Source organism: Spirosoma pulveris, assembly GCF_054781875.1.
Genome location: NZ_BAAGTO010000002.1, coordinates 360,783 through 373,897, shown reverse-complemented (window position 1 = coordinate 373,897; position 13,115 = coordinate 360,783). Strand labels below are relative to the sequence as shown.

General features: G+C 54.4%; 9 protein-coding genes. 2 read left to right on the top strand and 7 right to left on the bottom strand.

Going from position 1 to position 13,115, the window contains the following annotated elements:
• Positions 1–53: 53 nt before the first annotated feature.
• Positions 54–788 (top strand): hypothetical protein, encoded by a 735-nt coding sequence (locus ACYVJM_RS09815; RefSeq protein ID WP_461148047.1) that lies wholly within the window; start codon positions 54–56, stop codon positions 786–788.
• Between the two features lie 45 nt (positions 789–833).
• Here ACYVJM_RS09815 and ACYVJM_RS09810 read toward each other — a convergent pair whose 3' ends face one another.
• From ACYVJM_RS09810 to ACYVJM_RS09800, 3 genes are all read right to left on the bottom strand, one after another.
• Positions 834–2,651, bottom strand: coding sequence for a beta-N-acetylhexosaminidase (locus ACYVJM_RS09810; protein WP_461148046.1), 1,818 nt, complete (start codon positions 2,649–2,651; stop codon positions 834–836).
• Positions 2,652–2,792: 141 nt separating this feature from the next.
• A complete protein-coding gene (locus ACYVJM_RS09805) occupies positions 2,793–4,517 on the bottom strand; it encodes an FAD-dependent oxidoreductase (protein WP_461148045.1) in 1,725 nt (574 codons plus the stop codon).
• Positions 4,518–4,557: 40 nt separating this feature from the next.
• Entirely contained in the window at positions 4,558–6,285 is a 1,728-nt protein-coding gene (locus ACYVJM_RS09800) for an FAD-dependent oxidoreductase (RefSeq protein ID WP_461148044.1), read from the bottom strand.
• Positions 6,286–6,639: 354 nt separating this feature from the next.
• Here ACYVJM_RS09800 and ACYVJM_RS09795 point away from each other — a divergent pair, with 354 nt between their 5' ends.
• A complete protein-coding gene (locus ACYVJM_RS09795; protein WP_461148043.1) occupies positions 6,640–7,956 on the top strand; it encodes a glycosyltransferase in 1,317 nt (438 codons plus the stop codon).
• 34 nt (positions 7,957–7,990) lie between these two features.
• On the opposite strand, the gene ACYVJM_RS09790 is transcribed toward ACYVJM_RS09795, so the two are convergent.
• From ACYVJM_RS09790 to ACYVJM_RS09775, 4 genes are all read right to left on the bottom strand, one after another.
• The gene (locus ACYVJM_RS09790) at positions 7,991–9,274 is read right to left on the bottom strand and encodes an amidohydrolase/deacetylase family metallohydrolase (protein ID WP_461148042.1); all 1,284 of its coding nucleotides are present in this window, start codon (positions 9,272–9,274) and stop codon (positions 7,991–7,993) included.
• A gap of 213 nt (positions 9,275–9,487) precedes the next feature.
• Positions 9,488–10,708 (bottom strand): aminotransferase class V-fold PLP-dependent enzyme, encoded by a 1,221-nt coding sequence (locus ACYVJM_RS09785; protein WP_461148041.1) that lies wholly within the window; start codon positions 10,706–10,708, stop codon positions 9,488–9,490.
• Between the two features lie 107 nt (positions 10,709–10,815).
• Positions 10,816–11,286 (bottom strand): RidA family protein, encoded by a 471-nt coding sequence (locus tag ACYVJM_RS09780; protein ID WP_461148040.1) that lies wholly within the window; start codon positions 11,284–11,286, stop codon positions 10,816–10,818.
• Between the two features lie 21 nt (positions 11,287–11,307).
• Complete coding sequence (locus tag ACYVJM_RS09775) at positions 11,308–13,113, bottom strand: PQQ-dependent sugar dehydrogenase (RefSeq protein WP_461148039.1); 1,806 nt, start codon at positions 13,111–13,113, stop codon at positions 11,308–11,310.
• Between the last annotated feature and the right edge of the window lie 2 nt (positions 13,114–13,115).

The window sequence follows — 13,115 nt, the reverse complement described above, 5'->3', positions numbered from 1 at the left end:
AGCCTAGGCTCGTGCCAGCGTCTACATTTAATACCGCATTAACCCTCTACTCAATGTTTAATTTTAATACGGGCAAGTTTGATTTCTGGCCCATCTATGATGCTATTAAGCGATTCTATCCCATTGGGATACCATGGCAAGGTGAAGAGGGCCACATGTTTCTTTCCTATCCCGGCTTAAAGGAACTGGAAACGATACTTGTTGATAACCTGCATAATGAAACGCATTTCACGGAGCGGTGGAGCAACTTCGCGGCCGGGATTCAGCGTGAAACGGGTAAAGAGGTCATCGGAACAACGCATGCAATGGCTCCCTCATTCAGTTCGTTCGTGCTCCTCGAAAAAACGTCGGTAGATAACCTTACCCGGACAAAAGAACTTCATTTTTTTGTTAGCCTGATCGGGCCTTTTTACACCGTTATCGGGCAGGATGCCAGTAGGGTACTGCTCGATGGGAAGTATCATTATGGAGGGACAAATTACCTGGTCGTTTCGCCCGAAAATGAATTTGCCGATGTCTTCAGGCTTTTATGTAATAAAATTGAAGCCCGGTTTAATAGCTATCGGTTTGTTCCATTCGAAATCTGTAGACAAACCATAAACGGTTTATCCGTTCGCTACTCCGACGAAAAGCTGGATGCGATTTTTCCGGCCTTGTTCAATAACAGCCTTAATCTGAACACCCGCAGCAGGCTGGGAAACGACTTTTATAAATCTGCTGACTGGATTAAAGAAGGCTGGGAGGGATCGGACGGTGGTTGGGTAATTTATCCCCCATTGGGAAAATGAAGGCCGGAAAGCTGGCACGAGCCCATGCTCACGCCAGCTTTCCGGCTATTGAACACTTTTCGGTACTTTCGGCATCATCACGTCGATCATTTTACCAATAGGCTTGCCATTGCGGTAGGCGATCACTTTTACCCGTTCGGCGCCTTTGGGCATCAGGAAGGGTTGCGTATAGAGTGGAAAATGAGCATCGGGAATGGTATTGTCCACTGAGTAGTAGAGATACGTGTCGGGGAGTTCGTGGCCCAACGTGACTTCCATCGTGCCCATCGGAAGTTTTTTCAGCGTAACGATTGGGTTGTACACAGAACGGGCGTAGTTGACATCCTGCGCATCGAACCGCTTGAAATGAGCTTCCACCCGTTTCATGAAGTCTGGCCAGTTTCGCTGGCTTTTCGGCGACCAGAGTACTTCTGCAATGGCAAACGCCCGGGGCCAGGTCATGTATTCGGCATGGCGGTTGTTAGGCACGGATTCCGTCCAGAGGTTGCCTTGTCCACCCAGAATCAGGTCAGCCCGTACGCTGTCGGGGACGGGCTCGAAGGAGTACGACGTGCTTAGCCGGGCCATGCTGTAGGTACTGGGTTCGGCGGAGGGTTCGCCCTGGTAGAGGTCGAGGTAACAGAACTGGGCGGGTGTCATAATAACCGGATGCCCTTGTTTAGCCGCTTCAATACCGCCCTTCATGCCTCGCCAGCTCATGACCGTTGCGTTGGGTGCAAGGCCACCCTCCAGAATTTCGTCCCAGCCGATGAGTTTTTTGCCTTTCGACTGCACAATCTTCTCCACCCGCCGGATGAAGTAGCTCTGCAGTTCCTCTACCGTTTTAAGGTTATTGACCGTCATGGTCGTTTGGCACTCCTCGCAGGTAGCCCAAAACCCTTTGTACGCTTCATCGCCCCCGATATGGATGTACGGTCCCGGAAACAGTTGAGCAACCTCCGTCAGGACTTTGTCGATAAACAGGTACGTACCGTAACTGCACGGATTCAGGGTGTTGTCTTCCTGTTTATAAAACTTGCCATTGGTAGGAACCAGCACCTGTTTTTTACCACAGGTAAGGGCAGGATAGGCCGCGATCGCCGACATCATATGGCCCGGCATGTCAATTTCCGGCACAATGGTGATGTTACGCTGCCGGGCATACTGAACGATTTCACGAATATCGTCCTGGGTGTAAAACCCACCGTACGACGGTGCTTCGCCCGGCTGCGGGCTTTCGATCTCGTTCCAGCTTCCGGTTCTCGGTACACGCCACGCGCCTATTTCGGTCAGTTTCGGCAGGCTGTTGATCTGGATTCGCCAGCCCTGGTCGTCGGATAAATGCCAATGGAACACGTTGAATTTATACTGCGCCATCTGATCGATGTACCGTTTCACGAACTGTTTGTCGAAGAAGTGGCGGCTTACATCGAGCATCAGCCCCCGCCAGCCGAAACGGGGCTGGTCGCGGATGTGCAGGGCCGGTATCGACTGTCCCCGAACTGTTTTGGCAACGGGCATCAGTTGCCGCATGGTCTGAAGGCCGTAGAACAGCCCGGCGGCCTGGGGCGCGGTCAGGGTAATGCCAGCCGGGGTAACCACCAGGTCATAGCCTTCTGGCCCGACACCCGCCACAGGAGCCAGCCGAACGGTTATGGCTTTAGTCAGTTTAGGTACGTCAGAGGCCGGAATGCCGGGCAAATTGTCTAGTACCATCCGGCGTATATCGGCTACGGGGGTAAGAATAGCCAGGCGGGTCTGGGCAGTGATGGCAAATGTTCCGGTGCCGGGTTCGAGCGTTTGGGGAGCCGGTATCAGCGCGGGGATCGGCGTCTGGGCCGAAGCAGTGAAGGCCAGCAGTAGCAACGCGATTAGTTTATGCATTCAGTTTAGGTTGTTTACTGTTGGTTAGATGAATGAAGGAGGATAAGGTTTAGAAAAGTCCGTTGGCGTGGGTTGTGGTAGCTGACGCGAGTATGCACGGCATGGGCGAATGCCCGCGCCGGCTACCACAGCCCACGTCGGCTACGCTTTAGGCCAGTGGGTTTCGATGCCTTGTGTACGAATGCGTTTCTGAAATTCACTGAGCAGTTGCTCCTTTTCGCGGACTGCGCGGGGTGTCACTTTTTTGTCGAGTGAATAAGCGACCAGCATGCCTACCGCTTCGCCAATGCTCCACTCCACGGGGTGTAGTCGGTAACAGCCGTTGGTGATGTGTGTGGTACCGATATTTTTGTTGGCGGGCAACAGGTTTTTCATGCGTTTAGGCAACAGCGCTCCCAGCGGAATCTGAAATGGCATGGAGCTAAAATCGATGTAGTTGTTGCCGCCGGTGCTGGGGTGTAAGTCAATGTGGTAGTAGCCTACGCCCACACTATCCGGGAAATCGGCGGATGTATTTCCCTCTTTTTTGCCCGTGATCATGGCCCTGTTTTCGGACCCGACATGTTCTTCCAGAACCGTAAAGACTGCCTTGATTCGGCGGGATTCGCGAACGTAGGGGTACTTGGCCAGCCCGTCTTCGGTGCCCATCATATCGGGCCGGAATCGGATGCCCGGCCAGCCCTGTCCGCCGTCGGGGCGCGGGGCTTCGGTCTGGAGCCAGTAAAGCAGCGACAGGCTTAACTGCTTCGCCTGATCGACGTATTTTTTGAAGTCTTTTTCACTGGCTCCAATCAGGTTTCCGGCGCTGTAATCGTTCTGCGGCCAGTTTACGCCCGATAGGTCGCCGGGGTAGGCTCCGGGTTTGAAGTTCGCCTTGCTGATGACCCGGCGGTAATTCCAGAGGTTAAGCGTATCGCCGGTGCTGATACCTTCAGGATGGAAACCCAGCTGTTTGGGCTCCAGTGTTTTCGGGTTGGAGTACGACAGGTCGAGCAACTTTCCCGACCAGGCGGGCGTAACCCTGGGTGAGTAATTTCGCCAGAAAGTGTAGTCTTTGGGCTTATCAATAACGTGGTTCGATCCGGCTATGTAATCCATGGCAAAGCAAACCGTAAACGCCTGACAGTTGTTGGGGTCGGCCTTTTCGGGGGCGTGGAGTTCACGGGTTTCGGACCGGGATTCCGCGCCGGTCACGAACTCGGTGCCGGTGAGGGGCAGCAGGTCGCCCAGTTCGGTGGCGTCGACGAAGTAAGGTGCGGTAAGTATCGTTTCTTTTCCTGTTCGCTGGCTGACGGCTTTCAGCGCACGAACGGTATCGCCCTGAACGTCGGCCGAACTGATCTTGTGTTCGAGCAGCAGCGTCAACTGACCGGAACTCTGGTATGGCGCTATCATCTGGTGCAAGACCGCCAGCGCCACCTTCGGCTCGTGGCATAAGCGCGATACGGCTCCATCGCCCGGATTCAGGAATTTGCTGGCTTTGGCGGCATCCGTCAGCGGATAGTGCTGTTTATAATAGTCCCGAATGGCCGTGCGCAGGTCGCGGTACAGTTGGGTAGCCCCGTGGGTTTCTATCCACTGGTGTTCATCAGGGGGCACGCCCTGCTGGGTCATCTGCCCGCCAATCCAGTCGGTTTCTTCGGTCATTATGACCGTCAGCCGGTTGCGTAAAGCCGCTAAAGCAGCCGCACAGCCGCCGAGCCCCCCCCCGGCAATGACTACATCGGCCGCTCGCTCGGCTTGCCCCAGCCGATTTACTAACCCTTCGGCCTGCGCCGATGAAGGTCCTGAAAATGTGAGCAGCGGAGCGGTCAGAGCGGCTCCGCTGCTCACAGATAGCTGTTCTAGAAAATTACGTCGATTCATGTGGTATCAGTAGTGCAGACCGTGACGATCGGTACTACACTTAGTTTGCCGGATTCAATGTCAACCGCTGTTTGTCCGTCAGCAACACTTTGCTCAGCGTTTCGTACGGTAAGCGTTGCGGACTCACTTTATTGTCGATGCTCAGCACTGCCGCCGTTGCCGCCGACTGCCCCAGAATCATGAATACAGGTTCCATCCGGATGGAGCCGTAGGCAATGTGCGAACTGGATACACAAACCGGCACAAGCAGGTTGTTGCACTCCGATTCTTTAGGCAGGATAGACCCGTAGGCAATGGAATAGGGTTTGTCGGGATGGACGCCGATGTCCCCCTCATTCTGCACGAAACCATCGGGTTTGACATACCGCTGGGCATTGTGGGCATCCAGCGAATAGGAACCCATACCGATGGGTTGCGGCACCGTTGTTTTGCCGAGCGCGTCGGCTTCTTTCATGACAAAGACACCAAGCATACGTCGGGCTTCGCGAATATAGAGCTGATGCGGCCAGTTGCCATTATCGGTAAACTCATCTTTCGCCAGGCCCCACTGCTGCATGGCCTGATGAACATCAGCCGGTACACGCGGATCATTGGCCAGGAAGTACATCAGGCCTTTCTGGTACAATTCGTGGTCTTTGATGATCTCCTTCCGGCGGGTGTAGGTCGCTTCGGGGTAATCGTAATTTTTGCCGATGTAGTCCGTGCTGAACGGGCCATGGTTGTTGGTATCCGTTTTTCGGTTGGGGATGGGGTCGTATTTGTCGAAGGTTTCGCGCCAGCCCGAAGCAAACACCCGCGCCAGCAGTTCGTAACGATCGGGATTATAGCCCTCGGGTTTCGGAAACGGCACCCGATTGTCGGGGTGATTGCTCAAACACATCCGGAAGCAATACGTCTGGACTTTATTATCGCCCGTTCCGTTCTCGCCGGGTTGCTCAGCCGATACTTCCGGGAGCAGTCCGCTGGACGGATCACCCGGTATTTTGTATGGACTGATGTTGGTTTTGAAGTGGTGACCGTGCTGAAAAACGCCTTTCTGAACGCCATTCCATTTTTCGCCATACACGCTGTTAGCTTCGCGGCCCACGTGGTATTTCACACCGGCAGCGGCCATCAGATCGCCTTCGTACGTGACGTCGATGAACATTTTGCCCTGATAGACAGCCCCGCTCAACGTCCGGAACGAACGGATGCTGCCCCCCTGTTTGGTCAGCCCTTTAGCCGAGCGGTCGAGCCATTCATCGCGGTAGATGGTGAGTTTATATTCTTTGGCAAAATCTTCGAAGACCTGTTCGGCGGCATGAGGTTCGAAGATCCACATGGTCCGGCTGCTGCCATCAATAGCGGGAGTGCCCTGACCTTTGTTGCCGTACTCGTCGGGTTTCTGCCACTTCCAGGATTCCTTTTTCTGATAGTGCTGGTAGAGTCGCTGGTAAAACTCGCGCGAGAGGCCGCCAATCACTTCTTTATTTCCGGTATCGGTAAAGCCCAGCCCACCCGACGACAGGCCACCCAGGTGCTTGTCCGGCGAAACGATAATGACCGATTTGCCCATTTTCTTTACCTGAACGGCGGCTGTGATTGCCGCCGACGTGCCGCCGTAAATAATCACATCGGCCTGCCGCACTACGGCTTCAGGTTTACCGATAGGGGGCACGAAAGCGATGAGAATCGGTAGAAAAAGCCAAGCCAACAGCTTGTCAGGACGGCGTAAATACCTGGACAACGCACGGGCTAATCGGGGCATCAGAGACTCGGAAATATTCATGAGAAATTGATTGATAACGCGGATTTGGTAAATCCTGAGCGAGTAATGGGTTGAGTTGGGCGGCATGGCAGGCGACGGGGCGGCCCCGCGTTCTGTAATGCCCCTTTTGCTGATAAAGAACCGTCCCGAACAGGTTTACTTGATCACTGTCTCACAAACCGGTATCTGTCCGAGGGATCGCCAAAAATCAACGGGGCTGTTTGCCTGAAGGGTAAGTAAAACGACAAAAGCGGCTGATAGGGCCTGAACTCCAGTTCAGCAGTCAGTTATGCCGTTTCATCAGCTTACAACTGGGCTGCCTCTGCATTGTCATCTAGTTTTGCTCATCAACTTTTTAACTGACAAACACGACTAATGAACCCGAAACGTATTCTTTTTGCGACAATGCCCATGGACGGCCACCTGAATCCACTCACCGGACTGGCTGTTTACCTCCAGCAGCTTGGCCACGATGTTCGGTGGTACACCGGCCCAACGTATGCCGACAAAATAAAATCGCTGGGCATCCCGTACTATCCTTACCAGCAGGCAAAGGAAATCAACCAGCTCAACCTGGACACGGCCCTGCCCGAACGCCAGCACATTAAAGGAACCATAGCCCGACTGCGGTTCGACCTCAACAACCTTTTCTTACTCCGGGCACCGGAATTTGTAACGGATCTCAAAGCCATTTACGACGAATTTCCGTTCGATCTGCTCATATGTGATATGATCTTCACCGGAGCCCCTTTCATCCAGAAACTGCTGAATGTACCGGTGGCTGCGGTGGGTATCGTGCCTTTGTCCGAGACATCGCGGGAGGTACCACCGGCCGGGCTGGGCATGGTGCCCGCCAACGGATTTTTCGGGAAGCTGAAGCAGGATTTTATTCGCTACCTGACCGTCAATCATCTGCTCAAGCCCTGCACCGATCTCTTCAATCAGCTTCTGGAAGAACATGGTCTGCCGCCAACGACCGATTTTATGTTCGATACCTTTGTGCGTCAGCCCGATCTCTATTTGCAAAGCGGAGCGCCCGCTTTTGAATACCCTCGTTCGGACATGAGCCCGAACATCCGGTTCGTTGGTCCGATGCTGCCTTATAACAAGGGAGGGCGGCATCCGTTCCGGCAGGTCGAGGTAGCGAAGCGGTATAAAAACGTGGTGCTGGTGACGCAGGGAACCGTTGAACGCGACCCGGCGAAGATCATCGTACCTACGTTGGAGGCTTTCAAAAATGACCCTGAAACGCTGGTGGTTGTCACTACCGGGGCCTCACAGACTGCCGAGTTGCGGACGCGCTATCCACAGGCAAATTTTATCATCGAAGACTTTATCGATTTCAATTCGGTGATGCCGCATGTGCATGTGTACGTGACCAACGCGGGTTATGGTGGGGTGATGCTGGCCTTACAGCATGGACTACCGATGGTGGCCGCTGGGGTTTATGAAGGGAAAAATGACATTGCTGCCCGCATCGGCTATTTCAAAGTAGGCATAAACCTGAAAACGGAAACGCCGACACCCGCCCAGATTCAGAAAAGTGTGACGCAGGTCCTGGCCGACCGAAACTACAAACGGAATGTACAGCGAATAGGTATTGAATTTATGCAATACGATACCCATTCACTCTGCGAAAAATACATTAACGAACTGCTGGGAAAGCCGGAACCTAAAGCGGAACTGGTGTAATATGTACGGGACAGCAGGATGCTGTCCCGTACGGTTACGATCTTGGTTGCTGCGTGACGACAACCGGGTTGGCGATGCCGTTTAGGTCGTATACGATCTTGCCTTTGCGGATGGTCATTTCGCAGCCCAGTTTCTGCTTGCCTTCGATCTTGTGGCCGGTATAATCGAAGAAGCCGAAGAAGCCTGTATCCCGAACCTCAAATTTGCCTTCGTGCAGGTTCAGTATCGCGACATCGGCCACCGAACCCACCGACAGATGCCCTAGTTCGGGCCGTTTGATGGCCTGCGCCGGGGCCCAGGTGCTGGCTTTGATCACACTTTGGAGGTTCATGCCCATCGCCATGAACTTCGACATGACATTGAGCATGTCCTTCATGGCGTTGTTCATACTGCCCGTGTGAATATCGGTGCTGATGGTGTTGGGGTAAAAACCGCTTTTAATAGCTGGAATAGCCTGCGAAAAGGCGAAGCTGATACCGCCGTACCCCACATCGAAGATGATGCCCTTTTTCTGAGCTTCCCATACAAAGGGTTTAACCTTGTTGGTTGTCACGTCCAGAATGGGCTCGCGGGTCTTCAACTGCCCAAAGCAGTGAGTGAAAATGTCGCCCGGACGAAGCCGCTTCAGAAACAGATCTTCAATTGACAGGGTAGGGGTACTGCCGCCAAAGTCGATCATGACGGGGACGTTGGCGAGTTTTCCCGCTTCCACGGCGCGGTCGGTGGGTGTCCAGTCATAGCCGTTATAGTGCGCCAGTTTCACCCCCACCACGTATTCGGGGTACTTCTTCGCCATCTCGGCCGTTTGTTTGGCGTCCATGTCGTCGATGTTCTGCTCAAACTTGCCCCCGCGCATACCACTGCCGACAATGTTGAGCAGGGCCAGCACGCGGGTTTGCGACAGATCGATGGTCTGTTTCTTAAACGTCTCGAAATCCCGCCAGCCCGAGCAGCCCGCATCGACGATGGTGGTTACGCCATTACGAAAGGTAAAGCCGTCGGGCGGCAGAGCGTTGGGGCCGTTGCTGTAGGTCTGGTCGAGGTTGGTGCCGAAGAAGACGTGCGTGTGCATGTCGATGATCCCCGGCGTGACATACAACCCTTTGGCATTCACCACTTGCAGGGCTCCCTTGGTATCAATGGATTTGGCCACCTGCGCAATCTTACCATCGGTAATAGCGACATCCATGATGCCGTCGATGTTATTCTTCGGGTCAATAACATGCCCGCCTTTGATGACGACGCTATAGGGCTGCGCCAGGGCCAGCTGGGCCCATGCGAAGCAAAGGGAGAGTAGGAGTAAGGGTATCTTTTTCATGGTTGAGGGGGCTTTATCCCACGGCAGCGGCCGACCGTCCCCTCCCCTTGAAAAATGGAGGGGATAAAAACAACCGACTTATTCCTCCCTTCCGCCCAGTTACAGTTGTAATAACTGCGGTTTGGAGAAAGCTAAAAAACAACCGGCCTATTCCCCTTCCCTTAATTCAAGGGAAGGGGCTAGGGGTGGTCGGCCGCTGCCGTGGGGTAAATGTTATACAGCCGCTTTGGTCAGTTCTTCTTTAATACGACGGGCTACGATTTTTTCCTGGCCGGGTTTCATCATCCAGACCGTTACGCCGATGTTACTGGGGCCGCTGCCGCCCACTTCGATGGAGGGGTCGCCTTTACGTAAGGCTTCCTGTAAATCTTTGCCCGTAATGCGGAGTTTGGCCGGGTCCCACGAGATGCGCAGGGTAGGCGTGTGGTTGCCCAGGGGCGGCACATGCACGCTGGTCGTTACGCCGTTGACGGCCTTAACGGTGTTTTCGACGTAGGCTGTATTTTCCTCCCACATCTTCCAAACCTTGTCGTGGTCCTCGTTGATGAACCGCTCCAGCGCGACGTACATGCCGAAGATTTCTTCCTTGTTTACCTTCATGCCTCGCCCAATATTGAACCCACGGGGCGGCATGTGCAGTCGGGCGGCCTCAATAATGCTTTTCTTGCCCATCAGCAAGCCCGCGCTTTGTGGCCCCCGCATGGCTTTGCCGCCCGAGATGACCACGAAATGGAAACCCATGTCGTTGAATTTCCAGAGGTTTTCGACGGGAGGTACGTCGGCGGCAATATCGATGGACGTTGGAATGTTGTGTTTTTTGCCCAATGCTACCCACTCTTCGTGCATGATTTTGCCTTTGTCGGCTTCGATGTGCAGGAAGTGCATGAGGGCCGTTTTCTCGTTGATGGCTTTCTCCACGTCGGCCGCCGTTTCGACCACCACAATTTTACAGCCGGTATTGGTCAGGGCGTGGTTGTAGACGATGTCGTGGGCTTTCTGGCAGATCACTTCCGTTTTCATGCCGGTACCGGCCAGGTGCGGCAGCATTTCCACCTTTTTCTGATCCATACCGGTCAGAATACCCGCCAGACCGAGCGTCATGCCGGAGAAAGCCCCGGAGGTGACAACGGCCGCTTCGGAGTGAACCAACTGCGCGATCTTGGCTCCGACCTTATCCTGAATCTCATCGAGCAGACAAAATTCTTTCGCGCCGAAATTAATGGCGTCCAGCACTTCATCGTGCATGAGCGAGCCGGTCATATAGGTGAGTGTACCAGCTGCGTTGATGAACGTGCGAATGCCAAATTCCTTGAATAAATCACGCTTGGGCGCGGCCATGGCCTCCGCTTCCAGCGATAAGGGAAGGCCGCCAACCAGCCCGCCTAAAATGGGTACGCTGGACAGGCGTTTGATGAGTTTTCGTCTGCTTAACATAGCGGAGAAATGAGAAGAGTTTAGTATGATAGCGTGGTGTCGGGTCTGAGGGCCCGCACCACAGACACACGGGCTTGTAGCATGGAGTGGTACTCTGTACTACACAATTAGATATAGGCAATGCAGTCCATTTCGACCAGCGAATCGCCGGGTACACCGCCGTAGACGGCCACCGTGGTGCGCACGGGGGGCTTCTTGCCGAACCGGCCTTTGTATACCTCGTTCATGCCTTTGTAATCGTTGAGGTCGTGCAGAAAGACGCTTACTTTCAGGACTTTCTCCATCGATGAGCCTGCTTTAATCAGCTCCCGCTCCAGTTCTTTCAGCACTTCGTCGGTATGTACTTTGATGTCGCCCTCCTTGTGGTATCCTTTACCCGCTACGAACACCAGATTGCCCATTTTGGTGGAGCCCGAGAAAAGTGGCACATCGTCCTGCATGACCACATTGAAGACTTCTTTTTCGGCGGCAGGTTCGGTTACGGGTTCAGCGATGGCTTTGCTGGCAGCACCCAGTCCGACGACACCGGCGGCAGAGGCAAAAAGGCGTTTAAGAATAGAACGGCGTTGTGTTTCCATGAGAAATTGAATTACTGGTTGTTATCGTTTGGTTTTGCTACTGGATTTGCGTTTTGGAGCGCTCTCTTTATGCTCCTGCTGATTGATCGCCAGCCGAACTTCATTGACTTCGGCCGCACTGATGCCATCGGCGGTATTTCCGAAGTTCTGCCGGATGTGGGTCAATACTTCAGAAAGCTCTTCATCTTTCAGGAAGCTGTGCTGCGGCATGGCGTTGTTATACGATTGCCCTTTCACCTCAATGGGGCCTTCCAGCCCTTTCAGAAGTACTGTAATGAGTTTTTTCTTATCGCCCGTTACCCATTCCGAACCGGCAAGGGGCGGAAACCGCTGCGAGTCGCCCAGGCCGTTCCGCTGGTGGCAGGCCGAGCAGTAAACGCCGTAGACTTTACCCCCCGCTACGGGGCGATCCCGGTCCAGATTGTCGGCGATAAAATCCGGGTCGCGGATGTTCGACAGCGTTTTGCGCTTTTCCATCTGCGCCAGTTGAGCCGCGCCGAAGTTCTGCTTGTTGCCTTTGTAGGTGACCTTCCAGATCTTGCCCTTCTCGGTTTCCGCGAAGTATAGCGAACCATCCGGCCCCATCGCCACGCCCATCGGGCGATAATGGGCATCGCTTACGTTAACGATGGGATCGACACCGGCAAATCCATCGGCGAAGACTTCCCAGTCGCTTGATAATGCGTTGCCTTTCGCCGGTACAAAGCCGATGAAATAACCCGCTTGCGGATAGGGCGCCCGGTTGGTAGAGCCGTGAAACGCGATAAACGCGCCGTTCTTGTAATGTTCCGGGAAGCCATTGGCGGCACTGTTCCCCTGATAGAACAGGATGTCGTTGGGGGCCCAGTGCGCCGGAAAGCCGATCAGCGGTTTCTCGTAATCGCCACAGCGGCCCACCAGTTTGCCGTCGCCACCGTACTCCGGATTCAGTAGTTTTTTGCCCTGGATCTGGTCATAATAGCAATAAGGCCAGCCGCCGTCCATGCCGTCTTTTACCTGAAAGAGCTCTTCGGCGGGAAAAACGGCACTCTGCCAGGGATTGTACTTTTCGGCCCACAGCATCAGCAAATCGTCGCGTCCGTGCTGGAGGGCGTATAAACTGTTGTTGGTGGGGTTCCAGTCCATGCCCACCACCGACCGCAAGCCCGTTGCGTACCGATGGCCGTCTTTTTGGGTCTGGTTGTTTTTGTTGGCGTCGAACTGCCAGATGCCGCCGTGGTCTACGAGCATAGGACAGGGGTCGATACCGGCCATGTTGGGCGTCCGGTTTTTGGGCTGGCAGCCGTTGGAGGGCGCTCCGTAGGCCACGTACATATGGCCGTCGTTGTCGAACGTAATGGGTTTGGCAATGTGTTCGTGCATGCCGTGCTCATGGTCGTCGATCAGGATCGTTTCCATGGGGCTGCTGGGCACCAGTTCGCCGGGGTTGAGCTTGTAGCGGAACACGTTCATCTCCGAACTGAAGTAGAGGTAGCCCTTGTAAATGCGCATGGCTGTTCCATACGCCCGCTCTTTACCGATTCCGCCGAACGTTTTGACGATGTCGGCCCGGCCGTCGCCGTTGGTGTCCCGCAGCGCGATCACCGATTCATCTTTGTTTCGGGCGAAACGGGCTTTTACGTAAATGTCGCCGTTTTCGTTGACGGCCAGATGCCGCGCCCGTCCGGGCAGACTGTCGACCACAACCGTTGCTTCGAATCCTTCCGGAACAAACAGACCCCCGTTGGCATCGGTTTGAATCGGCAGGCCGTTTTTTGTCGCCCGCTGCGTAAATCCAACAAACGTCAGCAGGGCCAGTGCAATGCCTTTTACGTAAATTTTTGTCATTG

Excerpts from the sequence above, each read along its gene's own strand:
- ACYVJM_RS09800 (WP_461148044.1), bottom strand. The coding sequence starts at position 6,285 with ATGAATATTTCCGAGTCTCTGATGCCCCGATTAGCCCGTGCGTTGTCC.
- ACYVJM_RS09780 (WP_461148040.1), bottom strand. The coding sequence starts at position 11,286 with ATGGAAACACAACGCCGTTCTATTCTTAAACGCCTTTTTGCCTCTGCC.
- ACYVJM_RS09790 (WP_461148042.1), bottom strand. The coding sequence starts at position 9,274 with ATGAAAAAGATACCCTTACTCCTACTCTCCCTTTGCTTCGCATGGGCC.
- ACYVJM_RS09785 (WP_461148041.1), bottom strand. The coding sequence starts at position 10,708 with ATGTTAAGCAGACGAAAACTCATCAAACGCCTGTCCAGCGTACCCATT.
- ACYVJM_RS09810 (WP_461148046.1), bottom strand. The coding sequence starts at position 2,651 with ATGCATAAACTAATCGCGTTGCTACTGCTGGCCTTCACTGCTTCGGCC.
- ACYVJM_RS09775 (WP_461148039.1), bottom strand. The coding sequence starts at position 13,113 with ATGACAAAAATTTACGTAAAAGGCATTGCACTGGCCCTGCTGACGTTT.
- ACYVJM_RS09815 (WP_461148047.1), top strand. The coding sequence starts at position 54 with ATGTTTAATTTTAATACGGGCAAGTTTGATTTCTGGCCCATCTATGAT.
- ACYVJM_RS09795 (WP_461148043.1), top strand. The coding sequence starts at position 6,640 with ATGAACCCGAAACGTATTCTTTTTGCGACAATGCCCATGGACGGCCAC.
- ACYVJM_RS09805 (WP_461148045.1), bottom strand. The coding sequence starts at position 4,517 with ATGAATCGACGTAATTTTCTAGAACAGCTATCTGTGAGCAGCGGAGCC.